The following is a 26131-nucleotide window of genomic DNA, read 5'->3' as shown; positions in this document are numbered from 1 at the left end:
TTTAAAAGGTGGTGCTTTTGTCCGTTAACCACGGTACGAGGGTGGCTCGATTAGCCATTTTGCTCTCGGGCAGGCACCATAGGTCAGTAGACTAATATAGAATTTCGCACAGATTACTCTAAGGAACGAGATGCTCTCACAGGAGATTTCCAAGCGCTGGATTGATTTCTTCGCTTCCCGCGGCCATACTGTGGTGCCTTCGGCATCGCTGATTTCGAACGAGCCCGGCGCTATGTTCACCATCGCAGGTATGGTGCCGTTCATTCCCTACTTCCTGGGCCGTGAGACCCCTCCGTTCTCCCGCGCGACCAGCGTGCAGAAGTGCATCCGCACCCTGGACATTGAAGAGGTCGGTAAGACTGCACGTCACGGTACCTTCTTCCAGATGGCTGGTAACTTCTCCTTCGGTGATTACTTCAAGGAGAAGGCTATTCCTTTCGCTTACGAGCTGCTGACTACCCCTCAGGATCAGGGTGGTTTTGGCCTGGATCCCGAGCGCCTGTGGGTCACCATTTACGAGGGTGACGAAGAGGCATTCGAGATTTGGACTAAGACCGTTGGTTTCCCCGCTGAGCGTATTCAGCGTATGGGCATGAAGGAAAACTACTGGTCCACCGGTCAGCCCGGCCCTGCAGGCCCCGACTCGGAGATCTTCTACGACCGTGGCCCCGCCTACGGTAAGGAAGGCGGCCCGGCGGCTGACGACGACCGTTACATTGAGATTTGGAACCTCGTGTTCATGCAGTACCAGCGTGGCGAGGGCATCGGCAAGGACGACTTCGAGATTCTGGGCGATCTGCCGAAGAAGAACATCGATACCGGCCTGGGTGTTGAGCGCCTGGCAATGCTGCTGCAGGGTGTTGAGAATTTCTACGAGACCGACCAGGTCCGCCCCGTTCTGGACGCTGCGTCTAAGCTGTCCGGTAAGAAGTACCACGGCTCCGAGTCCCCCGAGGACGAGGGCTACGAGGATGACGTGCGCATGCGCGTGGTGGCGGACCACATCCGCTCCTCGCTGATGCTGATTGCTGATGGCGTGACCCCCTCCAACGAGGGTCGCGGCTACATTCTGCGCCGTCTGATGCGCCGCGCGATTCGTGCGATGCGTCTGCTGGGCGTTACTGAGCCCTGCCTGCCCGTGCTGTTCCCGGCTTCTTGCGAGGCTATGAAGGGTGCTTTCCCGTACGTGGGTGAGGACTTCGAGCGTATTTCCCGCATTGCGTACGCTGAGGAGAAGGCGTTCCTGCACACCATTGAGACCGGTACTGAGCGCCTGGAAGAGGCTGTTGCAGCCGCTAAGAAGGACGGCTCCAACTCTGTTTCTGGTGCTGAGGCGTTTGCTCTGCACGACACTTACGGCTTCCCGATTGACCTGACCCTCGAGATGGCTGCTGAGGCTGGCGTGAAGGTTGACGAGAAGGCTTTCCGTGAGCTGATGGCTGAGCAGCGTCACCGTGCGCAGGCTGACGCTAAGGCGAAGAAGGGTGCGTTTGCTGACCTGTCCGAGCTGCGTAAGCTCGTGGACGAGCGCGGTTCTATCTTCACCGGTTACACCGAGCTGCGTACTGAGACTAAGTTGCGCGCAATCCTGGTGGACGGCGTGTCTGTTCCCGCGGCTAAGGCTGGCGACAAGATTGAGGTTGTCCTGGATGAGACTCCGTTCTACGCGGAGGCTGGTGGCCAGGCAGCTGACACCGGTGTTATTACCGGTAACGGCTTCATCATTGACGTTCAGGACGTTCAGCAGCCCGTGAAGGGTCTGAGCGTTCACCGCGCCGTTGTGTGTGAGGGCGAGGTTCACGTCGGTGCCGATGTTGTGGCACAGGTTGATGTTCAGCGCCGCCGCGACGGTGAGAAGGCACACTCCGGTACCCATATCATTCACGCTGCCCTGCACCAGGTGCTCGGCAACGAGGCTACTCAGCGTGGCTCCTTCAACAAGGAAGGCTACCTGCGTTTCGACTTCGCGTGGAACGAGGGCCTGTCCGAGTCCGCTAAGCGTGAGGTTGAAGAGGTCGCTAACCTCGCAATCCGCGATAACCACGAGGTGATTACCCGTGAGATGCCGCTGGCTGAGGCTAAGGCTCTGGGCGCTATGAGCCTCTTCGGTGAGAAGTACGGCGACGTGGTGCGTGTTGTTGAAATCGGTGGCGAGTTCTCCCGCGAGCTGTGCGGTGGTACCCACGTTGGTTCGTCCGCTGAGATTGGTTCGCTGACCCTGCTGACTGAGAGCTCTGTTGGCTCCGGTAACCGCCGTGTTGAGGCTCTGGTGGGTCTGGATTCCTTCAACCACCTGGCTGCTGAGCGTACCCTGGTGAACCAGCTGACCGGCCTAATGAAGGTTCAGTCCTCCGCTGATCTGCCGGAGAAGATTAACCAGACTCTGGCTAAGCTGAAGGCTGCTGAGAAGGAACTGGCTCAGCTGCGCCGCGAGAAGCTGCAGGCTGAGGCTGGCAAGCTGCTGGAGAACGCACAGACTATCGGTTCTGTTCGCGTTCTGGCGCATGACGCTGGCGAACTGGACGCTAACGGTGTTCGTGAGCTGGCTCTGGATCTGCGTTCGCGCTTCGGTTCCGAGGCTGCGGTTGTTGCTGTGGTGGGTGTGGCTAATGGCCGCCCCGTCATCCTGGTGGCAACTAACGAGGGTGCTCGTGAGGCTGGCGTGAAGGCTGGTGCTCTGGTCCGCGTTGCTGCCGGTGTTCTCGGCGGCGGTGGCGGCGGTAAGGACGACGTCGCTCAGGGTGGTGGCCAGGATGCATCCAAGATTGGTGCTGCTCTGGACGCTGTCCGCGACGCTATCGCACAGGCTCAGGCCTAAATATGGCAGAATTCCAGCGCGGAGTGCGGATGGGCGTCGATGTGGGTAACGCCCGCGTCGGCACCGCCCTCAGCGACCCCGACGGTATCCTCGCCACCCCGCTCAAGACGCTGCGCCGCGACGCGAAGAAGAACTCTGACCGCCGTGTTTTGCGCAAGCTGATTGAGGTGAACGAGGTGGTGGAGGTTTTCGTCGGGCTTCCGAAGACCATGCGTGGTGGGGATTCTCCCTCCACGGAAATGGCTCGGGAGTACGCGCAGGCTCTGCGCTCCGAGCTGGATGCCGAAGAGAAAACACACATTAACATTTGGCTGGTGGATGAGCGACTCACCACCGTGAGCGCTCACCGTGCACTGCACGAGGCTGGGGTTTCCAGCCGAGATTTCAAGACTATGGTTGACCAGGTGGCGGCTGTGAATATTTTGCAGTACAGCCTGGATGCCCTCAAGGCGGGGCAGTCCGTAGCCGGGTACAAGGTGAGCGATCCGGCCCACGAAGAAAACCGACCGTCCGAGTCAGAAGGGACCGCGGTTGGTGCCGTCAACGAAACGGAGAACCTTCAGTGACCGAACAGAATAAACATCCCGAAGAGAGCGGGCTCGACCTCTTTAGGCCCACGGCCGAGGACGAACGTAAGGGTATTACCGGCATTACGATGGAACAGGAAATCGTGTCGGTGGCTACGTTGCGTGCGCGTAAGCGCCGCCGCCGCGCCGTCATGCTGAGCGCAATTTCCCTGTTTGTCGTGGCTCTGGTCATCATTTCTGGTGCCCTGATTACTCGCTACGACCCGTTCAAGAATCGTGACTACTCGGGTGGCGGTAACGGCACGACCGTGACGTTCACGATTCGTTCCGGTCAGTCCACCGCGCAGGTGGCTGAGGAGCTGGAAAGCGCTGGCGTCATTGCTGATGCTGATAAGTTCCTTGAGGTGTACACCAAGGAGAGCAAGGGTAAGTACTTGCAGCCTGGCACCTATGAACTGCAGCAGCACATGAGCAGCTCGAGCGCGATTAAGACCATTATTGAGGCGAACAGCAACGTACTGTACCTGGCGATTCCGCAGGGTAAGCGCGTGAGCGAAACCATCGATCTGATTGTTTCTGGCTCCGATGGTGCGTTCACCCGCAAGCAGGTTGAGGACGCAGTCAGCAACTACACCCAGTACGGTGTGCCGAGCAACTTCCCCTCGATTGAGGGTTGGCTGCACCCGGGTGAGTACCGCTTCCCGAAGGGCACCGACATCAAGAAGGTCATTCAGACCATGGTTGATAAGACCAAGGCTGACCTGAAGGAAGCCGGCGTGAGCGGCGATCAGAAGATCTTTGAGGTGCTGACTATTGCCTCCATCGTGGAGCTTGAGGCTCAGCCGAAGGACTACGTGGCGGTTGCAGGCATCATTGAGAATCGTCTGAACAACCCCGATGGTGAGACCTCCGGTCTGATCCAGTCGGATGCGACCGTGACTTACGGTCTGGGTGTCCGCTCGTACCACCTGACGGAAGAGCAGAAGGCCGATAAGAGCAATAAGTACAACACTTATGCGCATAAGGGTCTTCCTAAGGGTCCGATTGGTTCTCCGCAGCTGGCTTCGATTAAGGCTGCTGCGGCTCCTGAGAAGAACCCGTACTTCTACTGGGTGACTGTGGATCTGGATTCCGGTGAGACTAAGTACTCCCGCACGTACGCTGAGCACCAGCGTTATGTTGAAGAGTACAACCAGTGGTGTTCTAAGCATCCGAACCGTTGTAGCTAAGCTGCTACTGATTGGTTCAGCCGGTAGCTACGATTCGGTAGCTTTGGACTGAAGGTTTCTTGCTGAGGCGGGTACCGCCTCCACGAGAGTGGGGGAGGTGCCCGCCTTTGCTGTACCCGAATGCCGGGGGTGCTCGGTTGTACTCGGTTGCGGTCGGTTATTTGGCTATACCCGAATAGTGGTTTGTCCCTTAAAATGGGAGGGTGCGCCTATGAACGCGGGTTCGTGGCGTGCGTGTCCGCAAGCCCGCAAGCCCCAAGTGTTGAGAGCGTTCCCCAGCGTTGAGAGCGAGAGAGTATCGATGAAGACTGAGCCGTACCGTGAAGCCCCGTATCTTCGCCGCGCCTACGTGCTGGGGCACCCTATTGCGCATTCGCTGTCGCCTGCGCTGCATCGTGCCGCGTATGACTTTTTGGGTGAGCAGAATTTGGGTTATGATCGCCGCGATACTCTGCCCGATGATTTGCCGGCGATTATGCACGGTGTGCGCCATCCGGACGGCACGGAGGACGCCCCGTATATTGCGGGTCTGTCGGTGACGATGCCGTTGAAGACCGCGGTCATTCAGTATTGCGATGAGCTGAGTGAGACTGCCCGCGTGACCGGTGCGGTGAACACGGTGTATCCGCGCGGTGAGAAGGTGCTGGGCGATAACACGGACGTGATCGGCATTGTGAACGCGCTGCGCCACGCCGGTTTGGAGCCGCAGCCACTCAAGGATTCTGCCGCGATTGTGGGTGGGGGAGCGACCGCTATTTCCGCCCTGACCGCACTGCATCAGCTGGGGTATTCCCGTGTGAGCGTGTACGCCCGTTCTCTGCATAAGCTCGGTAGCGTGCAGGAGGCGGCGGACCGTCTGGGCGTTCAGCTGGAGCAGATTTCCCTAGCTGAGCTGCCGCAGAATCTTGCTGAGCGCGGTCACCATCCGGTGGTGTCTACTCTTCCTGCTCGTGCGGCGGATGAGTGGGCGAGCCAGCTGAAGCAGCTGGAGGGCGCTTCCGCGACGCACCGCCCGGTACTGCTGGATGTTGCATATAACCCGTGGCCTTCGGTGCTGGCGAGCGCCTGGGAGGCGAACGGCGGCACGGTGGTCTCCGGTTTGGAGATGCTGCTGTACCAGGCGGTGGAGCAGGTTCTGCTGTTTACCGGCCGCGAACTGCAGCCCGCCGAACTGCTGGGTCTAATCAACGCGATGTGTGCGGCGGTTGATCTTGAGCCTCGTGCTTCCGTTTCGTGAAAAAAGCGTGCTTTCACTCGCTCAGTAAACGGGCATTTTATACACTATTTATACACGTGAAGAATTATTATTCCTTCCTCCTGCGCTTCGGTGCGGGTGCGATGAAAAGAGGTTAACCTATGGCCCTGCGTTGGCTCACTGCCGGAGAATCCCACGGCGAGGCGCTCGTCGGCATCATTGAGGGCGTACCCGCCGGTGTGGAACTCACCAGCGACATGGTGCGTGACGCCCTGGCTCGCCGCCGACTCGGCTACGGCCGCGGTGCCCGCATGAAGTTCGAGGAGGACCGCGTGCGCATCCTGGGCGGTGTGCGTCACGGACTGACTCAGGGCGGCCCGGTCGCGATTGAGATTGCGAACACCGAGTGGCCCAAGTGGACTGACGTGATGAGCTCCGACCCTGTGGATCCGAAGCTGATTGAGGGTCGTGCGCGTAATGCTGCGCTGACCCGTCCGCGCCCCGGTCACGCCGATTTTGCGGGTATGCAGAAGTACAACTTCTCTGAGGCTCGCCCGGTGCTGGAGCGCGCCTCCGCTCGTGAGACTGCGACCCGCGTGGCTCTTGGCGTGGTTGCCGCCCAGATTTTGAAGGCTCTGGGTGTTGAGCTGGTTTCTCACACTGTTGCTGTGGGTGGCGTGCACGCTCCCGAGGGCGCTCCGGTGCCTTCGCCCCGCAACGTTGAGCAGCTGGATGCTGACCCGCTGCGCTGCTTCGATAAGCCCACCTCGGAAGCTATGGTTCAGCGTGTGGATGAGGCGCACAAGGACGGCGAGACCCTCGGCGGCGTGGTTGAGGTGCTCGCGTACGGTATGCCTCCCGGACTGGGTTCGTACGTGCACTGGGACCGCCGCCTGGACGCGCGCCTTGCCGCAGCCCTGATGGGTATTCAGGCTATTAAGGGCGTTGAGGTGGGCGACGGTTTCGCGACCGCTGACCGCCCCGGCACTGCCGCTCACGACGAGATTTCCATCGGCGAGCACGGCGTTACCCGCGATACCAACCGTGCAGGTGGTATTGAGGGCGGCATGAGCATTGGCGACCTGCTGCGCGTGCGCGCGGCAATGAAGCCTATTGCGACCGTGCCGAAGGCACTGAAGACCATTGACACCTCCACCGGTGAAGAGGCTCGCGCCCACCACCAGCGTTCGGACGTGTGTGCTGTTCCCGCCGCCGGCGTGGTGGCGGAGGCCATGGTCGCCCTGGTGCTCGCTGAGGCGGCACTGGAGAAGTTTGGCGGCGACTCGATTGGTGAGACTCGCCGCAACATGGATTCCTACCTGGACGCTATTCCGGCGTCTCTGGCGTGGGAGTCTAACGTTGCCGGTTGGGACGCGTAGTGCCTCTTCCGGTTGAGCCTGCGGGCGTTCACCCCGTCGCGTCGAGCCCCCTTGCGCGTATTGCTGCGGCTGCGCAGCGTGCGCGAGGGGGCGCTTCGCCGCGCCCGGAATCCGGTGCATCTGCCGCGGCTGAGCAGGCTGTTGAGGCGGCGGGCACTGAGGTTGCGGGCGTTGAGGCTCGTGAGGCTGTCGCGTCGGTTTCTTCTGCGCGCCCGGCTTCTCGCGTGCCGACCCCGGCTGACCTGATGCGTTCGGGGGTTCGCCGCCTGCCCGCCGCTGCCGCGAGCACGCAGGGTGTGCGCCTGTACGCCTCCTCGGTGTCTGAGGACGCCGACCCGGCGCTGGGCCTGGACGAGGACCTGCGCCTGAAGCTGCTCAGCGCCCTGCAGGGCATGGCTGAGAAGGAGCCTCGCGAGGAGTCGGCACAGGCCGAAACTTCCGCAACCCCCGCACCCAAGCCCGCCGCCCCGAAGCCGGTAGCTCCCAAGCCGACCGCACCTCAGCAGGCTCAGCCCGCGGCGGGGGAGAGCGCAACCTCTGCCCCCGCACCCAAGCCCGCTGCGCCCAAGCCGTTGCGTCCGACCCCGGCGCTGTTCGGCAAGGTTCAGGTTTCTGCGGCCGAGTCTGTGGCCGAGGAAATCGCGGCGGTGGATTCTGCTGAGGCCGCTGCCGAAACCGAGGCGCGCGCCGCATCCGAGGCGGAGCTGGATGTCGAGTCCGAGACCGTTGAGCTTGAGGAGTGCGCGCGCATCCACCCGCAGCAGGTGCGTGAAATGCACGAGAACTTCGCGGAACGCTCCCGACCCATTGTGCTCATCGGCCCCATGGCGGCAGGTAAGACCTACATTGGTACGCACCTGGCGCGTTTCTACGGCTACGAGTTCCTCGACGCCGACCAGCTCATCGTGGAACGCTACGGCGAAGTCTCCGAAATCTTCGAGATCTTCGGTGAGGCGTATTTCCGCGAGCTCGAACGCAAAACCATCGAAGAGGTCCTCACCTCGCCCGTGTACCGCAACACGGTGTTCTCCCTGGGCGGTGGCGCGCCCATGACCGACTCGGTCGCGGAGCTGCTCAAGGACGAATGCGTGGTGTACATCCTCGTTGATGCTGACACCGTCACTCCGCGCATTACCGGCAACAAGACCCGCCCGCTGCTGCAGCCGAACCCGGTCGAGCGGTGGACCGAAATTTTTGAGCGCCGCCGCAGCCGATACGAAGAGTTGGCGCACTTCACCCTGGACGCACGAGGCGGCCGCCCCATCACCGAGATGACCGCCGAAATCCAGGCGTACGTGACCGCAACCCGCGCCTCCCGAGCGCAGCGCCCCCAAGCATAACCCCTCACCTGTGAAAGGACACATGATGAGCACTCAGCCCACCCCCACTTTCGGTGCCTCCGGCGCGGAAGATATCACCCGCATCCCGGTGACCGGCAGCTCCCCGCGTGAGAACTATGAGGTTCTCATCGGCCACAACCTGCTCGGTAAAATCCCCGAAATTCTGGGCAACCGCACCAAGAAGGTGCTCGTGATTCACCCGCGTGCCCTGCGTTCCACCGGTGAGCTGGTCATGGAAGACCTGCGCGCTATGGGCTACGAATCGTTCAGCGCCGAAATTCCGGACGCTGAGGAGGCGAAGCACTACCAGGTGGCGGCGTTCTGCTGGCAGGTGCTCGGCCAGAACGACTTCACCCGCACCGACGCGATCATCTCCGTGGGTGGCGGCGCCATTACCGACGTTGCCGGCTTCGTCGCGGCAACCTGGCTGCGCGGCGTGCGCGTTATTCACATTCCGACCACCCTGCTCGGCATGGTGGACGCTGCCGTGGGCGGTAAGACCGGCATCAACACCGCCGAGGGTAAGAACCTGGTCGGCGCGTTCTGGCCGCCCGCCGCGGTGCTCTGCGAGATTGGCACCCTGCGCACCCTGCCTGAGCACGAGTTGCTGACCGGCATGGGTGAGGTCGTCAAGTGCGGCTTCATCGCAGACCCCGAAATCCTCGACCTGATCGAGGCGAACCCGAACGCCGTACGAGACTCGCAGTCCGCCGTGATGCGTGAACTCATTGAACGCAGCGTGCGCGTGAAGGCCGAGGTCGTCTCCGAGGACCTGCGCGAATCCGGCCGCCGCGAAATCCTGAACTACGGCCACACCCTCGCCCACGCCATCGAGCGCAACGAACGCTACCAGTGGCGTCACGGCGCGGCAGTGTCCGTCGGCATGGTCTACGCCGCCGAACTGGCGCTGGCAACCGGCCACGCCGACGAAGAACTCGTGGCACGCACCCGCCGCATTCTCGAATCCCTGGGCCTGCCCACCTCCTACAAGGCAGACGCATGGCCCCAGCTGCTCGAAGCAATGCGCCGCGACAAGAAGGCACGCGGCAACCTGCTGCGCTTCATCATTCTTGACGGTCTGGCTCGCCCGCGCGTCTACGAGGTGCCGGACGACTCGATCCTGTACATGACCTACCAGGAAATTACCGAGTAGGTGATGAGTCCCGTACATTCACCGGACGCACCCGGCACGTATCTGCCAGCACATGACAGTCAGTACGCGACAGCCAGCGGGGTGCCACAGAAACTGTGGCGCCCCTGCTAGGCAAATTCGTGCGCATCCTGTAGAATATACGGGACATATTTTTGCTCATTGAAAACTTAGCGCCGCGCCGGGTACCACTACGGCGTGAGCGTCGATGACACGAAGGAGAGCCCCATGGCATCCACTACCGATATTAAGAACGGCGCCGTCCTGAAGATTGACGGCAACCTCTGGTCCGTCGTAGAGTTCCAGCACGTTAAGCCCGGTAAGGGTGGCGCATTCGTCCGCACCAAGCTGCGCAACGTTACCTCCGGCAAGGTCGTCGACCGTACCTTCAACGCTGGCGCTAAGATCGAAACCGCAACCGTTGACCGCTCCGACTACCAGTACCTGTACCAGGACGGCGACGACTACGTCTTCATGGACATGAAGACCTACGACCAAATCAACGTTCCCGCAACCGTTGTCGGCGACGCAGCAAACTACATGCTCGAGTCCCAGACCGCAACCATCGCAATGCACGAGGGTAGCCCCCTGTACATCGAGCTGCCCGCATCCGTGGTCCTCGAAATCACCTACACCGAGCCCGGCCTGCAGGGTGACCGCTCCACCGGCGGCACCAAGCCCGCAACCGTTGAGACCGGCTACGAGATCCAGGTTCCCCTGTTCCTGGAGACCGGCACCAAGGTCAAGGTTGACACCCGCACCGGTGAGTACCTCGGTCGCGTGAACGACTAATGAATTCGCGTACTAAAGCCCGATTGCGCGCCCTCGAAGTGCTCTTCGAGGCGGATCAGCGCAACGAAGATTATATTGAGGTACTCCGCCGCCGCCGACTGTACACGGTAGCGCAGATCTCTGCTTACTCTGAGGAAATCATTCGTGGCGTTCGCGACCACGACGAAGAGATCCGCGAGTTTGTGGAGACTTACGCCCGTGACTGGTCCTTCGAGCGTATGCCCGCCGTGGACCGTGCCGTGTTGCGTATTGGCACTTGGGAGCTTCTGTACAATGATGAAGTTCCGGATGCTGTCGCAATTTCTGAGGCTGTCGGTCTGGCGCGTGCGCTGTCCACGAATGAATCTCCGAAGTTCGTGAACGGTCTGCTGGATAAGCTCCGTCAGGTGAAGCCGACCCTGCTCGCGTAAGACATCCCGCCGCGGCCTGCTGGCTTGTAGCTGGTTGGTTCGCTGTTTGAGGATGTGCCCGCAGGGGAGCGTACGTGAAACCCCCGCCGTACTGTAGTTCGCTACAGGATGGCGGGGGTTTTCTGTGTCTAGGTTGCGCTTGTCGTGTGCTCAGGTCTGGGATGCTGAGCCGGATGCGCTGGCTAGGTTTGGTGGTAGCAGCAATGGAGGCTTCACCGGACAACGCAGGCGGGGGAGTGCCCCCTCTGCGGCGCTGAGCGCCTTGAGGACGGAGCCCCCGCCTCGCGTGCCCGGTATGCGCCTCCATCAGTGTTAACTACTCGCTTTGGGCAACTGCGGTCGCCCCGCGTGCCCGGCATGCGCCTCGTGCAGTATCAGCTACTTGCTTTGAGTGGATGCGGTCGCCTCGCTCGTAGCGTCTGCTTCGTCTCCGCAACCGTTATGAAGGGTCTCAGCCTTGATAACAACAAACGCATTATCTTCAGAACGGCGAACAACAAAGACCCGTCGCGTTAGCTGCGGGTCCTTAAATTTCTTACCCTCAGCAGAGCGAACGTTGCTCCAGTCTTCACAGAACGTGATGGTTGCGCCGGTGTTGTATGAGACAGAACCATCGTCGTTCATGGTTCCATAGGTGACTGGATCGATGTTATTGAAGGCAATTTCGCCCTTGATAGGACCGTGGTTTTCTTCTGTGAACTTTTGAATATTCTCCACTTCCTCCTTTGTGTCTTCCAGGAAGTTTTTATGCACGTATCGGAGCAGCTCTTCATCGCTCGTGTGCTCCATGCTCCCATGCATCCATGCATTCCAAACGCGTCGGTACTGTTCCAACGCATCGTATGCAGCCTTGAGGGTCGCATCTGCTGCTTCCTTCGACGGGTTCTCCAAATCAACGTTCGCACGAATCAGCACGGGCTCATAACCCGTCGGAGTGGGTGAAGGAGTGGGAGTTGCGGAAGCCTCAGCGCTTGCCGATTCAGCGCTCGCGGAGGTGGAAGCGCTCGATTCTGCGCTGACCTGCGCGCCGCCGGAACATGCGGACAGGGTGAGCATCATTGCCGCAGAAAGCGCGGCAATAGAACTACGGGTAAACATCATTGTTGGTTCTTTTCTGGTGTGTGGTTGTGCCGATAAAGACGGCTATGGAAATGGTGACTGTTGGGGGGCGCACCGGGCAACACGGGCGGGAGTATCCTCTTCGCGTGCCCGGTATGCGCCCCGATACATCAGGTGCGGGGGTTAGACGACTTCATCTTCCTCATAGTCGCAACCTTTGTGGTCAATATCGATAGTGCCAAGAACATATGCCCCGTCATCACGTCGAACGATAAAAATCCTCCGCGTTTGGCTAACATTCAGCCTAGACCCGTCAGACAGACGAACATTTCTAGTATCTTCGCAGAAGGTGACGGCTATACCCGCGTTAGGCTGCGACGGTTTAGAACCGTCAGAGTGCTCCAAACTGTAGATAGAGGGAAGGCGAACATCACGGAAAATAATATCGCCTTCCACGGGGGTGGACGTAGCGAGCTCACGCATAGACTCTACCTGCTTTTTAACGCTTTCAAGAATGCGCTTATCTACGTACTGCAGTAGCTCCTCATCACTGGTATGTTCCAGATCTCCGTGTACCCATGCATTCTTAACACGCAGATACTGATCCAATACGGCATAGGCTGCGACAAGCGCCGCTTTTTCAGCTTCCTTCGAATCATTATTGGTGTCCACGCTCGGGCGAACCAGCACAATTTCGGAGCCAGACGGACCGGTCGGGGTGGGCGAAGGGGCAGGAGTTGCAGAAGCCTCGGCGCTTGCCGATTCAGCGCTCGCGGAAGTAGAAGCGCTCGATTCTGCACTGACCTGCGCGCCGCCGGAACAAGCGGACAGGGTGAGCATCATTGCCGCAGAAAGCGCGGCAATAGAACTACGGTTAAACATCATTGTTGGTTCTTTTCTGGTGTGTGGTTGTGTAAACCGCAGAATTATCCATACAGCAACGTGTGGAATTCAGCGGAATGTTATCGGTTGATGCCATTACCCTAACATACATTCGTAGAACACACACCCCGGCATATTATTTGCCCATTTTGTCGAGAGCCTGCTCATTGCGGAGCAGATTAGGGACTTGGTGTGTGTCTCATTCCCGCAGCCGTCTCACCGTGAGCGGACTCTCGCCGAACCTGAACGTAGCCTGTGAACTGTGGTACCCTACTAGAAGCACAAAACCTTTAAATCCGTCCCGTGAGGCGGGGAAGGAGACGGCTATGCCTGGGTCAACTGTACCCACACCCGGCGCGAATCAGGGGCGAAATCTAACCGCAGCCCCCCATTTGGCAACCCCTCAAAGCACCTCCGAGGACACGACCACCGTCGGCCGCACCATCCTCAGCGAGGACGAAATCCGCCGCGCCCTAACCCGCATCGCCTACGAAATTATTGAAACCAATAAAGGCGTAGAAAACCTCGTACTCATCGGCATCCGCTCCCGCGGCGTGCCCCTCGCCGTACGACTCGCCGCCCGCATCCAAGCCATCGAGCCGAACTTCAACGCAGAAACACGAATCGGCGCCCTGGACATCACCGCCTACCGCGACGACCAGCGAACCGGCGGCACCACCTCCCCAGAAACCGCAGGGGAAAGCATCATGCCCACCATCGGCATTGAAGGCAAAACCGTAGTCCTCGTTGACGACGTCCTCTACTCCGGCCGCACCGTACGCGCCGCCCTCGACGCACTCAACGCCCACGGACGACCCGCCCTCGTACGCCTGGCAGTCCTCGTAGACCGCGGACACCGGCAACTACCCATCCGCGCCGACCACGTGGGCAAAAACCTGCCCACCAGCGCCAGCGAAACCGTGCGCGTCGTACTGACTGAAACCGACAACGCAACAGACCGAGTTGACATTATCCAGCTGGGAGGGCTCTCATGAAGCATCTGCTCGACACCCGCGAACTAACCCGCGAAGAAGCCATCGAAATCCTTGACGTCGCCGACTACATGGCGCAGGTCAAAGCCGAAAACCGCACCCTCAACGTGCTCAACGGCAAGACCGTCGTCAACCTCTTCTTCGAGGACTCCACCCGAACCCGCCTCTCCTTCGAAGCCGCAGAGAAGCGCCTGGGCGCCGCCGTCACCAACTTCTCCGCTTCTGGCTCCTCCCTGTCTAAGGGTGAGTCGCTCAAGGACACCGCGCAGACCCTCAAGGCGATTGCCGCGGATGCGTTCGTGATCCGCCACTCGGCATCCGGCGCACCGCAGCGCCTCGCCGAGGCAGGCTGGACCGACATCCCCGTACTCAACGCGGGCGACGGCACCCACGCACACCCCACCCAGGCACTGCTCGACGCCGTATCCCTGCGCCAGTACAAGGCAGAACGCGACGGTCTCGACAGCCCCCGCGGCACCGACCTGTCCGGCATGCGTGTGCTCATCGTCGGCGACATCCTGCACTCGCGTGTGGCACGCTCCAACCTCTGGCTGCTGCACACCCTCGGCGCGCAGGTCGTCTTCGTCGCACCGCCGACCCTGCTGCCGCTGAACACCGCCTCCTGGGTTGAAGAAGCCGGCCTGGAAATCTTCCACGACTTCGACGAAGCCATCGCCACCAACCCCGACGCCGTCATGCTGCTGCGCATCCAGAAGGAACGCATGAACGCCGCGTACTTCCCCTCCGCCGAGGAGTACACCGACCTGTGGGGCCTGACCGCCGAACGCTTCGCAACCCTGCAGGCACAGCCGCAACCGGTCGCAATCCTGCACCCGGGCCCCATGAACCGCGGCCTGGAAATCTGCACCGAAGCCGCCGACGCCACCAACTCCTGGGTCCTGCGCCAGGTCAGTAACGGCGTGGCGCTACGCATGGCGGTGCTCTACCTGCTTCTGACCGACGGCTCCAGCGCCAAGCTCTACGCCGGCGACGAATCCTAAACGACCTTCCTAACGAGAGGAACCAACACCATGAGCAAGTACCTGATCAAGGGCGCAAGCCTCTACGGCGAAAAGGTCGCCGACATCCTCATCGAGGACGGCGTGATTAGCCGCATCGCAGAGAACATTGACGCCGCAGACGCACAGGTCGTCGAGGCGGCAGGCCAGGTGGCGCTGCCCGGCCTGGTCGACATCCACACCCACCTGCGTCAGCCCGGCTACGAGGCATCCGAAACCGTCGAGACCGGCACCCGCGCAGCAGCCCTGGGCGGCTACACCGCAGTGTTCGCCATGGCAAACTCCATGCCCGTGGCAGACACCGCCGCAGTCGTCGAGCAGGTTGACCGCCTTGGCAAGGAATCCGCATGGTGCCGCGTGCAGCCCATCGGCGCAGTGACCGTGGGTCTGAAGGGCGAGCGCCTCTCCGACATTGGCGGCATGGCGAACTCCACCGCGAACGTGCGCGTGTTCTCCGACGACGGCATGTGCGTGTACGACCCCGCCGTGATGCGCCGCGCGCTCGAATACGTCAAGACCTTCGACGGCGTTATTGCGCAGCACGCGCAGGAGCCGCGCCTGACCGAGGGCGCCCAGATGAACGAAGGCAAGGTGTCCGCTGACCTGGGTCTTGCCGGTTGGCCCGCCGTCGCTGAAGAGGCAATCATTGCCCGCGACGTGCTGCTGGCTGAGCATCTGGACTCCAAGCTGCACATCTGCCACCTGTCCACCAAGGGCTCCATTGAGGTTGTGCGCTGGGCTAAGTCCCGCGGCGTGAAGGTGACCGCGGAGGCAACCCCGCACCACCTGCTGCTCACCGACGAGACCGCACGCACCTACGACCCGGTGTTCAAGGTGAACCCGCCGCTGCGCACCGAAGAGGACGTCATGGCGCTGCGTCAGGCAGTCGCCGACGGCATCATCGACGTGATTGGTACCGACCACGCACCGCACCCGGCAGAGACTAAGGAATGCGAGTGGGCGTGCGCCGCGAACGGTATGACCGGCCTGGAGCAGGCACTGTCCATCATCCAGATGACCCTGGTTGACACCGGCATGATTACCTGGCGCGATGTGGCACGCATCCTCTCCGAGGAGCCTGCGAAGATTGGTCGCCTGGACCACGAGCAGGGCCGCCCGCTTGCCGAAGGTGAACCGGCAAACATTGTGCTGGTCGACCCGAAGGCAACCCGCGTGATCAAGCCGGAGGAGCAGGCTACCAAGGGTAAGAACAACCCCTACCGCGACATGGAGGTGCCCGGCTCGATTCGTGCAACCTTCTACGCTGGCCACCCGACCGTGCTGAACGGCGAGCTGGCAACCCCGCGCCGCTAACCCGCGAGGCGAATGTACGTGGTGACCGTGCCTGGCGGTGGTAGGTTTCGCGCCTGCCACCGCCTCGCCGGGAGCACCGCCCCCAACCTCACCAACCCAGGCCGAGATCATCGACCGAGACCCCAACCGAAAGAGAGAACCTTCGTGGGAAAGTTCCTGACCGCCGTCATCTGCATCGCCCTGGTCGCCCTGTGCATCTACGGCATGTGGCACGGATGGCGCTCGCGCCTGGCACGCCAGGCGAACATGTTCGGCTCCCTCAAGGAAGTTCCCGAACGCTACGAGGGCATGACCGCTGACGCCGCTTTTGAGGGCGAGTACGTCAGCACCACGATCTTCGGTAACTGGCTGGACCGTGTGGGTTTCGATTCGCTTGGCTTCAAGAGCAAGTCCACCCTGCTGATTTACCCGGACAGCATCATCTTCACCCGTAACGGCGCGAAGGACCTGTGGATTCCGGCGAAGAAGCTCGCAGTCATCACCACCGACCGCGGTATGGCGGGTAAGGTTGTGGAGAAGAACGGCCTGGTCGTGATTGGTTGGACCCTGGACGGTCACCGCGTGCAGACCGGCTTCCGCACCCGCTACGCCGAAGATAAGCAGGCGGTACTGCAGGAGCTGCGCCGCATCGCCCCGAACGCGGTGGATGCGCCCGAGAAGTGGGCGGCAGAACCGGAAGCCTAACCGGCAGCGGGGACTAATATCCCGGACCAACATCCTGGGCTAATATCCCCGGCGCACCCGCACACCCATAGATTTAGCCTGACGGTAGGCGAACACCCCGCCGAAGGCACCATAGACTACCCCGGAACCTGCACGGTAGAGGCCGTACAGGAAGCGGGGGAGAACACCAGAGAAAAGGAAGAAGAGCATGACTGACATGACACGATCCGGCGCCCTGCGTACGGACCGCGCGCTGCTCGTCCTGGAGGACGGCACCGTCTACCGCGGCTACGGCTACGGCGCAACCGGCGCGTCCCTGGGCGAGGCGGTTTTCTCGACCGGTATGACCGGCTACCAGGAAACCCTGACCGACCCCTCCTACGCGGGTCAGATTGTGGTTCAGACCGCTCCCCATATCGGCAACACCGGCGTGAACACCACCGACGCTGAGTCCCGCAAGATTTGGGTTGCCGGCTACGTGGTTCGCGACGCAGCACGCGTGGCATCCAACTGGCGTTCCGAGCGCACCCTCGACGAAGAGCTCATCGAGCAGGGCATCGTCGGCATTCAGGGCATTGACACTCGCGCCCTGACCCGCCGCCTGCGTTCGAGCGGTTCGATGCGTGCGGGCGTGTTCTCCGGTGAGCACGCAGAACGCCCCGAAGCTGAACTGCTGGAGGAGGTGCGCGCCTCCGAGCCGATGGCTGGTCGTAAGCTCGCTGACTCGGTTTCGGTTGACACCGCCTACACCGTTGAGCCGCACCAGTTCAACTGGTTCGCGCCCCCGGTCGCAACCATTGTCGCCCTGGACCTGGGCATCAAGTCGATGACCCCGCAGCGTTTCGCTGAGCGTGGCGTGCGCGTGCACGTGCTGCCCGCAAGCGCAACCCTCGAGGACATCTACTCCCACAACCCTGACGGCGTGTTCTTCTCCAACGGCCCCGGTGACCCGGCAACCGCTGATGAGCAGGTTGAGCTGCTGCAGGGCGTGCTGCGTAAGGGCACCCCGTTCTTCGGCATCTGCTTCGGTAACCAGCTGCTCGGCCGCGCCCTGGGCTTCGGCACCTACAAGCTGCCCTTCGGTCACCGCGGCATCAACCAGCCGGTCATGGACAAGACCACCGGCAAGGTTGAAATCACCGCGCAGAACCACGGCTTCGCTGTGGATGCGCCGATTGGCGACTACGTGACCGCACCGAACGCTGAGTTCGGTCAGGTCATGGTCTCCCACGTGGGTCTGAACGACAACGTGGTTGAGGGCCTGACCTGTAAGGACATCCCCGCGTTCTCCGTGCAGTACCACCCCGAGGCTGCCGCGGGCCCGCACGATTCCGCCTACCTCTTTGACCGTTTCATCGACCTGATGGTCGCAACCAAGACTGCAAAGGAAGCATAAATGCCTCGTCGTACTGACCTTAATAGCGTCCTCGTCATCGGTTCCGGCCCCATCGTCATCGGTCAGGCAGCGGAATTCGACTACTCCGGCACTCAGGCGCTGCGCGTGCTGAAGGAGGAGGGCGTGCGCGTCATCCTCGTGAACTCGAACCCGGCAACCATCATGACCGACCCCGAGTTCGCGGACGCCACCTACATTGAACCCATCACCCCCGAGGTGATTGAGAAGATCATCGAGAAGGAAAAGCCGGACGCAATCCTGCCGACCCTGGGTGGTCAGACCGCGCTGAACGCGGCTATCTCCCTGGATGAGCGCGGCGTGCTCTCCAAGTACAATGTTGAGCTGATCGGCGCGAACATTGAGGCGATTAACCTCGGTGAGGACCGTGAAGCATTCAAGGGCGTGGTGGAGCGCGCCGGCGGTGAGTCTGCACGCTCGGTGATTGTTCACTCCATGCCGGAGGCGCTGGAAGCCGCTAAGGAGCTGGGCTACCCGATGGTGGTCCGCCCCTCCTTCACCATGGGTGGTCTCGGCTCGGGTATGGCGTACAACGAGGAAGACCTCTACCGTATTGCCGGTGCCGGTATTCAGTACTCGCCGACCAGCGAGGTCCTGCTGGAGGAGTCCATCCTCGGCTGGAAGGAATACGAGCTGGAGATGATGCGTGACACCAACGACAACGTCGTGGTCGTCTGCTCCATCGAAAACTTCGACCCCGTGGGCGTGCACACCGGTGACTCCATCACCGTGGCACCCGCACTGACCCTGACCGACCGTGAGTTCCAGAAGTTGCGCGACATCGCGATTAACGTGATTCGTGAGGTTGGCGTGGACACCGGTGGTTGTAACATCCAGTTCGCGATTGACCCGAAGACCGGCCGCATCATCGTCATTGAGATGAACCCGCGTGTGTCTCGTTCTTCGGCGCTCGCGTCGAAGGCTACCGGCTTCCCGATTGCGAAGATTGCGACCAAGCTGTCCCTGGGTTACACCCTGGATGAGATTCCGAACGACATCACCCAGAAGACCCCGGCGTCCTTCGAGCCGACCCTGGACTACGTGGTCGTGAAGGTTCCGCGCTTCGCGTTTGAGAAGTTCCCGGCTGCTGACCCGACCCTGACCACCACCATGAAGAGTGTTGGCGAGGCTATGGCTCTGGGCCGTAACTTCACTGAGGCTCTGCAGAAGGCGATGCGTTCGCTGGAGCAGAAGGGTGCGTCCTTCTCGTTCAAGCCGCTGTCCCTGTCTGAGGCTGAGCTGGCTGAGCTGATTGAGAAGACTAAGGTTCCGACCACTCAGCGTATCTACCAGGTTCAGCAGGCTCTGCTGGCTGGCGCTACCGTGGAGCAGCTGCACGAGGCGACCAAGATTGACCCGTGGTTCCTGGATCAGCTGGTGCTGCTGAATGAGGTTGCTGGCGTGGTGTATGAGAAGCGTGACCACCTTGACCCGGAGACCCTGAAGCTGGCTAAGCGTCACGGTTTCTCGGACGCTCAGATCGCTGAGATTATCGGCTCTTCTGAGGATGTTGTGCGCGGTGTTCGCCACGCTCTGGGTATTCGCCCGGTCTTCAAGACTGTTGACACCTGTGCTGCTGAGTTTGAGGCGTTCACCCCGTACCACTACTCCTCCTACGACCTGGAGGACGAGGTTGCGCACCACGAGAAGCCCTCGATTATGATTCTGGGTTCGGGCCCGAACCGTATCGGTCAGGGTATCGAGTTCGACTACTCGTGTGTGCACGCTTCGCTGGTGCTGCGTTCGCTGGGTTACGAGACCGTCATGGTCAACTGCAACCCTGAGACCGTTTCGACTGACTACGATATTTCGACTCGCCTGTACTTCGAGCCGCTGACCCTTGAGGATGTGCTGGAGATTGTTGAGTCGGAGCGTCGTACCGGCGGTCTGATGGGCGTGTTCGTGCAGCTGGGCGGTCAGACTCCGCTGAAGCTGGCTCGTGCCCTGAAGGATGCGGGCGTGCCGATTCTGGGCACCACCCCCGAGGCTATTGACCTGGCTGAGGACCGCGGCGAGTTCTCCCGCGTGCTGGAGGAGGGCGGCCTGATTTCGCCCAAGAACGGTACCGCGTTCACCTTCGAGGGTGCTAAGCGCATCGCTGACGAGATTGGTTACCCGGTTCTGGTTCGCCCCTCGTACGTGCTGGGCGGCCGCGGCATGGAGATCGTCTACGACGAGGCGAACCTGGCTCGCTACCTGGAGAACGCTACCGAGGTTTCGCCCTCGCAGCCGGCTCTGATTGATAAGTTCCTTGAGGACGCTATCGAGATTGACGTTGACGCCCTGTTCGACGGCGAGGAGCTGTACCTGGGCGGCGTCATGGAGCACATTGAGGAAGCCGGTATTCACTCGGGTGACTCTTCTTGTACTCTGCCTCCGATTACTCTTGGCCCGGACATCATCGCGAAGGTGAAGGACGCTACCGAGAAGATTGCTCGCGGCACCGGCGTGCGCGGCCTGATTAACATTCAGTTCGCGTACGTGTCTGAGAACCTGTACGTGATTGAGGCGAACCCGCGTGCGTCCCGTACTGTTCCGTTCGTGTCGAAGGCTACCGGCGTGCAGATGGCTAAGGCTGCTGTGCTGATTGGTCTGGGTAAGAGCATTGCTGAGCTGAAGGCTGAGGGCTACCTGCCGTCGAAGATGGATGGTGCGTCCCTGCCGCAGGAGACCGCGATTGCTGTGAAGGCTGCGGTTCTGCCGTTCGCTCGTTTCCGCACTCCCGAGGGTGTTGTGGTGGATTCGCTGCTGAGCCCGGAGATGCGTTCGACCGGTGAGGTCATGGGTCTGGATAAGCACTATGACACCGCGTTCGCGAAGGCTCAGGCTGGTGCTGGTTCGCCGCTGCCGACCTCCGGTAAGGTGTTCATTTCGGTGGCTAACCACGATAAGCGTAACGTCATTATTTACGCGAAGATGCTGGAGTCGCTGGGCTTCGAGATTGTTTCGACTGGTGGTACCGCTGAGATTCTGCGCCGTAACGGCCTGAACTCGGTGATTGTGGCGTCGAAGTTCGCTGAGGCGAATGGCGACCACTCGATTGTGGACATGGTCCGCAACGGTGACATTGACCTGATTCTGAACACCCCTGCCGGTGGTGCTGCTCGTAGCGATGGTTACGAGATTCGTGCCGCTGCGGTTTCGGTGGGCTGCCCGGTCATGACTACCATTTCTGAGTTCGCTGCGGCTGTTCAGGCGATTAATGCTCTGCGTGAGCACAGCTGGGACATTATGAGCCTGCAGGAGCATGACGTTCAGCTGGCTGCCGCTGTGGATGCTCGTTCCGAGGGTGGCGAGGCGTAATGTCCGCTGCTTTTGGTGATCGTCTGGCGAAGGCGATGGCGGAGCGCGGCCCGCTGTGTGTGGGTATTGATCCGCATCCGAACCTGCTGGAGCAGTGGGGTCTTGAGGATTCCGCTGCCGGTCTGGCCGCCTTCACCGAGGCCGTGTACGAGGGTTGCGCCCCGTTTGCGGCGGCGTTGAAGCCTCAGGTGGCGCTGTTTGAGCGTCACGGCTCTGCCGGTCTTGCCGTGCTGGAGGCGCTGTTCGCCCGCGCTGCCGCTGATGGTGTGCTGATTGTTGCTGACGCTAAGCGCGGCGATATCGGCTCGACCATGAAGGCGTACGCGGATGCGTGGCTCGGCTCCTCGTCGCCGCTGGGTACCGATTCGGTGACGTTGAGCCCGTACCTGGGTTTTGAGTCGCTGCGTCCGGCGCTGGATTTGGCTGATCAGAATGACCGCGGCACTTTCGTGCTGGCGCTGACCTCGAACCCCGAGGGTAAGAGCGTTCAGCACGTGGGCGCATCGGAATCTGAGGGCGCCGTAGCCAAGCGCATTATTGCCGCGGCTACCGCCGAGAATGCTTCCCGCCAGTGGGAGCAGATGGGCCCGTGCGGCCTGGTGGTTGGCGCGACCGTCGGTCAGGCGCTGGTTGATTTGGGTATTGACCTGAGCGTGTTCAACGGCCCGATTCTGTCGCCCGGTTACGGCGCGCAGGGTGCTTCGGCGGCTGACCTGTACCGCGTGTTTGCGGGCGTTGAGTCGCAGGTGCTGGTGAATTCCAGCCGTGGCGTGCTGGCTGCTGGCCCCTCGGTTGAGGGCCTGGCGAAGGCTGCGCAGGCGGCTCGTGATGACCTGTTGGCGGCTCGCGGCGCATAGTTCGCGTGTTGTGTGAGGGGCGTGTGCTCCGGTGGATTCTGTTGAGAGTCTGCTCGGGGTGCGCGCCCCTTTTGCGTACCCCCTGTGCGAGCCTGTTTTATCGCAATTTTTCGGTACACTCGCATGCATAATTTTACCGCCGCCCGCTCGCGCCGATGCGAGTTTGCTCACCTCTGTAGTGGGGGAGTGTGCCTGCTCTTTGAGGTGCGTGCGTGGCTCCACTTTTGATAGGGCGAATACTCCGCTATGCTATAGGGGTACTCCCTGATATTTACGTGCTGACGTGCGTAGACGCATTGTTGGTGCGAGGGTGAGTGCCGCGGGTGGAACGAGGGTTCTCGTGCTATCCGTGTTACATTAGTTGATAAGTAAAATTCTATAACTCGCAGAAATGGGGGACCCAACCATGCCGCTGACTCCGCTAACTGAGGATGCGCGCGCCTCCGCCCGCGAGAAGGCAGTACTTGCCCGAGCACACCGCCAGGAAATTAAGCGTGCACTGAGTGAACGCGAACTTTCTGTGCGTCAGGTGCTCGATATGGTCGATTCCGACCCTGCACTGGCTAAAATGCCGGTGGGGCAGATGCTGCGCGCACTTCCGGGCATTGGTGCCGTTCGAGCTGAACGCATCATTGAAGAACTTCATATTGCACCGACTCGCCGCCTCGGCGGCCTTGGTGTACACCAGCGTCGCAAGATGGTGGAGTACTTCAACCGTAATTCGCGGTATTTGAACCGTGCACGTCGTAAGACTGCTGGTCAGTCTTCCGAGTCTTCTCAGTCCTAATACCTCGCGCCTTCAGCCGATGAAGGCGCAGTAAGGAAGCTATGTCTCAGCCGACTCTCACCGTACTGGCTGGCCCCACTGCTGTTGGCAAGGGTACGGTGTGCCAGTACATTCGTGAGAACTACCCGAACGTGTGGTTCTCTGTTTCCGCTACTACTCGTGATCCTCGCCCCGGTGAGGTTGACGGTACTCACTACTATTTCGTTTCGATGGAAGAGTTTGACCAGATGATTGCTGACGGTCAGATGCTTGAGTACGCTGTGGTGCACGGTAAGAACAAGTACGGTACTCCGCGCGCTAAGGTCCAGGAGGCTCTGGATGCTGGCCGCCCGGTGATCCTTGAGATTGACCTCCAGGGTGCTCGCCAGATTCGCGAGACCATGCCTGATGCTCGCCTGATTTTCTTGGCTCCTCCGAGCTGGGATGAGCTGGTGTCGCGTCTGGTGGGTCGAGGTACCGAGAGTGAGCAGGAGCAAGCTCGTCGCCTTGAAACCGCGAAGGTTGAGTTGGCTGCTGAGAAGGAATTTGACGTCACGGTCGTCAACGACTCTGTTGAGCGTGCAGCGAAGGAGATTGCTGAGCTGATTGGCGCCGCCTAATCTGCATGCTTTGCGTTTGCGGTGGGGCTAGAGTTTCTTCCGACCTGTAGTTCTGCCGTGAGGCGTTGTGAAGGGTGGGGGTTCGAAGAGTTTTCTTCGAACCCCCACCTTTTTGTATGGGCTGACATTTTTTGTCTAGGCTGGTACGTGCGTTTTAGCCGTTGAGAGGGTAGAATAGTTCTTTAGTTTTGACCGTGCCCTCAGCGTGCCCGGTTTGCGCCATAGCGCGAACGGTGTGCGGGGGTGTTCGGTACGTACATTCCATCAAGCTATTTGGAGTTTTTAGTGGCAAACGAAATCAAGGAACACGAGGACTACAACTTCGTTGACGGTGTCGCTCCCGAGGGCATCGTGAGCCCCAGCGCTGACGCGCTGATTGAGAAGGCGGAGTCCAAGTACGGCCTGGTGATTTTCGGTGCCCGCCGTGCACGCCAGATTAACGCGTACTACGCTAACCTGCAGGACAATACTGCTGCGCACGTTGGCCCGCTGGTTGACGCTGAGTCGAACGAGAAGTCCCTGTCGGTGGCAATGCGTGAAATCATTGCTGACCGTGTTGTGGCGGAGCACCGCCCGGACGCTAAGTTCGACGAGGACGGCTACCCGATTCCCGAGGATCTGTCCGCTGTGATTGATTTCAGCGCGGCTGAGTTCTCTGGCGCTATCGAGGAGGAGTACATCCCCGCAGGTAGCGAAGAGGTTATTGCTATCGAAGAGGTTATCCTCGACGAGTCCGCTGAGTAATCTGCTTCTACAAGGATTCTTTGACGTACCATGCGCATTATCGTTGGTATTGGAGGGGGCATTGCTGCGTATAAGGCGGCGATGCTCCTTCGTCTTTTTGCGAAGAATGGCGACGAGGTGATCGCCATGCCCACCCCGAACGCGACGAAGTTCGTGGGTGTTCCCACCCTGGAGGCGCTGAGCGGTAACCCCGTCTCAACGGACGTGTTTGACCGCGTGCCGGAGGTGAACCACGTGCGTCAGGCTGAACAGGCTGACGCTGTGGTGATTGCCCCGGCGACCGCTGATTTGCTGGCTCGTTTGGCGGCTGGTCGTGCTGATGATTTGCTGTCCTCTACGGTGTTGACGACGCACGCCCCGGTGATTTTGGCGCCGGCGATGCATACCCAGATGTGGGAGCATCCGGCGACTCAGGCGAATGTGCAGACTCTGCGTTCGTGGGGTTATCACGTGATTGAGCCTGCGATTGGGCGTTTGACGGGCCCGGATTCTGGTCCGGGTCGCATGCCTGAGCCGGAGGATATTTTCGCGGTGGCGCTGGATGTGATTGCGCGCTTCCCGAAGGGTCAGGTGCACCCGGTGTACACGCCCGGTTACGCGCCGACTGAGCCCCTGTACACGGGTACGGAGCAGGAGCGTATGGCGGCGGCGCGTGCGGCGACGCTGACTTCGGCGCTGCTGGGGCAGGTTGATGCAGGCCAGGGTGAACCCAGCCAGGCAACTGGCGCATCCGAATCGCTGCGTGGTCCTCTGGCCGGCCGCCTCGTGGTCATTACCGCTGGCGGCACCCGTGAGGCACTGGACCCGGTACGCTTCCTCGGCAACCGTTCGACCGGCAAGCAGGGCGTGGCGCTCGCGGAGGCGGCACGCGACCTGGGCGCGACCGTGCACCTGATCGGTGCGAACCTTGAGGTTCCCGCGCCGGAGGGTGTGCAGGTGACCCGCGTGGTGAGCGCCCTGGAGCTGCGTGAGGCGACCCTTGAGGCGAGCACGGCGGCAGATGTGCTGATCATGTCTGCGGCGGTGGCTGATTTTAGGCCCGCCGAGTTCGCCGAGTTCAAGATTAAGAAGAGCGCCGATTCTGAGGATGCGCCGGTGATTCAGCTGGTACGCAACCCGGATATTCTGCGTGAGGTCGTGGTGCGCCGCCAGCAGGCTCGTGAGGCAGGGGAGAGCACCCTCGGCCCGAAGCTCATTGTTGGTTTTGCGGCGGAGACCGGTTCGGCGGAGAAGACTCCGTTGGAGCTGGGTCGTGAGAAGCTACAGCGTAAGGGCACGGACTTCCTGGCGGTCAATACGGTGGGTGTGAATCGTGGTTTCGGCACGGACGATAACACGATTACGCTGCTGTCGACTCTGAATGATGAGGCGCCGGTGTTCTCCGGTTCGAAGAAGGAACTGTCGGTGCGTCTGCTGGAGCATGTGGCGGCGTTCCTGCCTGAGCTTTCTGCCTGAGAATCCTCATGCGTCCGCGTAGCTACTCAGCTGGTGCGCGCTTGCTTACATATCTTCAAAGCCCGTGCGGTACTTCCTGTGGGAGGTATCGTGCGGGCTTTGCTGTACCCTGCAGACTCTGCCGTCCGCCTCCTTCTGTAGACCCCTCGGAGAGCATTATGTGCAAGCACTTGTGATGCGGGTTTCTTTCTTCTGGGGTTCCT

The 26131-nt window shown here is 60.9% G+C and carries 22 protein-coding genes; 20 read left to right on the top strand and 2 right to left on the bottom strand.

The genetic code is table 11. The features are described from left to right. Positions 1-130: 130 nt before the first annotated feature. The 9 genes from alaS (at position 131) to nusB (ending at position 10840) form a co-directional block, all read left to right on the top strand. Entirely contained in the window at positions 131-2818 is a 2688-nt protein-coding gene (alaS, locus tag QZ822_RS00720) for an alanine--tRNA ligase (RefSeq protein WP_294641846.1), read from the top strand. Between the two features lie 2 nt (positions 2819-2820). Continuing rightward, complete coding sequence (ruvX, locus tag QZ822_RS00715; protein ID WP_005505922.1) at positions 2821-3384, top strand: Holliday junction resolvase RuvX; 564 nt, start codon at positions 2821-2823, stop codon at positions 3382-3384. Then, positions 3381-4574 carry an endolytic transglycosylase MltG gene (gene mltG, locus QZ822_RS00710; protein ID WP_294641844.1) on the top strand — a complete coding sequence of 398 codons (1194 nt, stop codon included), beginning with the start codon at positions 3381-3383 and terminating at the stop codon, positions 4572-4574. The genes ruvX and mltG overlap by 4 nt, the downstream gene beginning before the upstream one ends. A gap of 301 nt (positions 4575-4875) precedes the next feature. Then, positions 4876-5811, top strand: a complete 936-nt coding sequence (locus tag QZ822_RS00705; protein WP_294641841.1) for a shikimate dehydrogenase — start codon at positions 4876-4878, stop codon at positions 5809-5811. A 119-nt stretch (positions 5812-5930) separates the two neighbouring features. After that, on the top strand, positions 5931-7148 hold the full coding sequence (aroC, locus tag QZ822_RS00700; RefSeq protein WP_294641839.1) for a chorismate synthase: 1218 nt from the start codon (positions 5931-5933) through the stop codon (positions 7146-7148). Beyond that, on the top strand, positions 7148-8488 hold the full coding sequence (locus tag QZ822_RS00695; RefSeq protein WP_294641837.1) for a shikimate kinase: 1341 nt from the start codon (positions 7148-7150) through the stop codon (positions 8486-8488). The genes aroC and QZ822_RS00695 overlap by 1 nt, the downstream gene beginning before the upstream one ends. 25 nt (positions 8489-8513) lie before the next feature. After that, positions 8514-9641 (top strand): 3-dehydroquinate synthase, encoded by a 1128-nt coding sequence (aroB, locus tag QZ822_RS00690; RefSeq protein ID WP_005505930.1) that lies wholly within the window; start codon positions 8514-8516, stop codon positions 9639-9641. A gap of 225 nt (positions 9642-9866) precedes the next feature. Further along, positions 9867-10430: an elongation factor P gene (gene efp / locus QZ822_RS00685; RefSeq protein WP_005505932.1), complete on the top strand. Its 564-nt coding sequence runs from the start codon at positions 9867-9869 to the stop codon at positions 10428-10430. Beyond that, the gene (gene nusB, locus QZ822_RS00680; RefSeq protein WP_294641835.1) at positions 10430-10840 is read left to right on the top strand and encodes a transcription antitermination factor NusB; all 411 of its coding nucleotides are present in this window, start codon (positions 10430-10432) and stop codon (positions 10838-10840) included. The genes efp and nusB overlap by 1 nt, the downstream gene beginning before the upstream one ends. Positions 10841-11218: 378 nt before the next feature. On the opposite strand, the gene QZ822_RS00675 is transcribed toward nusB, so the two are convergent. Continuing rightward, positions 11219-11941 carry a methyl coenzyme M reductase subunit gamma gene (locus QZ822_RS00675; RefSeq protein ID WP_294641833.1) on the bottom strand — a complete coding sequence of 241 codons (723 nt, stop codon included), beginning with the start codon at positions 11939-11941 and terminating at the stop codon, positions 11219-11221. 141 nt (positions 11942-12082) lie between these two features. Beyond that, complete coding sequence (locus tag QZ822_RS00670; protein ID WP_294641830.1) at positions 12083-12784, bottom strand: methyl coenzyme M reductase subunit gamma; 702 nt, start codon at positions 12782-12784, stop codon at positions 12083-12085. A gap of 323 nt (positions 12785-13107) precedes the next feature. On the opposite strand from QZ822_RS00670, the gene pyrR reads away from it, so the two are divergent. From pyrR to QZ822_RS00615, 11 genes are all read left to right on the top strand, one after another. Then, positions 13108-13776: a bifunctional pyr operon transcriptional regulator/uracil phosphoribosyltransferase PyrR gene (pyrR, locus tag QZ822_RS00665; RefSeq protein WP_294641828.1), complete on the top strand. Its 669-nt coding sequence runs from the start codon at positions 13108-13110 to the stop codon at positions 13774-13776. After that, positions 13773-14774 (top strand): aspartate carbamoyltransferase catalytic subunit, encoded by a 1002-nt coding sequence (locus QZ822_RS00660; RefSeq protein WP_049337443.1) that lies wholly within the window; start codon positions 13773-13775, stop codon positions 14772-14774. Before pyrR ends, QZ822_RS00660 begins: the two co-directional genes overlap by 4 nt. 30 nt (positions 14775-14804) lie before the next feature. Then, entirely contained in the window at positions 14805-16106 is a 1302-nt protein-coding gene (locus QZ822_RS00655) for a dihydroorotase (RefSeq protein WP_070616376.1), read from the top strand. Between the two features lie 144 nt (positions 16107-16250). Beyond that, positions 16251-16790 carry a hypothetical protein gene (locus tag QZ822_RS00650; RefSeq protein ID WP_200963021.1) on the top strand — a complete coding sequence of 180 codons (540 nt, stop codon included), beginning with the start codon at positions 16251-16253 and terminating at the stop codon, positions 16788-16790. Between the two features lie 187 nt (positions 16791-16977). Beyond that, on the top strand, positions 16978-18165 hold the full coding sequence (gene carA / locus QZ822_RS00645) for a glutamine-hydrolyzing carbamoyl-phosphate synthase small subunit (RefSeq protein ID WP_049327218.1): 1188 nt from the start codon (positions 16978-16980) through the stop codon (positions 18163-18165). Continuing rightward, positions 18166-21486 (top strand): carbamoyl-phosphate synthase large subunit, encoded by a 3321-nt coding sequence (gene carB / locus QZ822_RS00640; RefSeq protein ID WP_294641824.1) that lies wholly within the window; start codon positions 18166-18168, stop codon positions 21484-21486. It begins immediately after the preceding gene. Next, a complete protein-coding gene (gene pyrF, locus QZ822_RS00635; protein WP_294641822.1) occupies positions 21486-22343 on the top strand; it encodes an orotidine-5'-phosphate decarboxylase in 858 nt (285 codons plus the stop codon). The genes carB and pyrF overlap by 1 nt, the downstream gene beginning before the upstream one ends. 406 nt (positions 22344-22749) lie before the next feature. After that, positions 22750-23130: an integration host factor, actinobacterial type gene (gene mihF, locus QZ822_RS00630; RefSeq protein ID WP_005508715.1), complete on the top strand. Its 381-nt coding sequence runs from the start codon at positions 22750-22752 to the stop codon at positions 23128-23130. A 41-nt stretch (positions 23131-23171) separates the two neighbouring features. Beyond that, positions 23172-23729, top strand: a complete 558-nt coding sequence (gmk, locus tag QZ822_RS00625; protein WP_005505951.1) for a guanylate kinase — start codon at positions 23172-23174, stop codon at positions 23727-23729. Between the two features lie 285 nt (positions 23730-24014). After that, a complete protein-coding gene (gene rpoZ, locus QZ822_RS00620; protein ID WP_044150418.1) occupies positions 24015-24473 on the top strand; it encodes a DNA-directed RNA polymerase subunit omega in 459 nt (152 codons plus the stop codon). A gap of 30 nt (positions 24474-24503) precedes the next feature. Further along, positions 24504-25928 carry a phosphopantothenate--cysteine ligase family flavoprotein gene (locus tag QZ822_RS00615; protein WP_294641820.1) on the top strand — a complete coding sequence of 475 codons (1425 nt, stop codon included), beginning with the start codon at positions 24504-24506 and terminating at the stop codon, positions 25926-25928. The last annotated feature ends 203 nt before the right edge of the window (positions 25929-26131 follow it).

It is taken from the genome of uncultured Rothia sp. (assembly GCF_916715725.1).
Lineage (GTDB): Bacteria > Actinomycetota > Actinomycetes > Actinomycetales > Micrococcaceae > Rothia.
The sequence above is the reverse complement of the archived record's forward strand: the minus strand, read 5'-3'. Positions and strand labels throughout refer to the sequence as shown.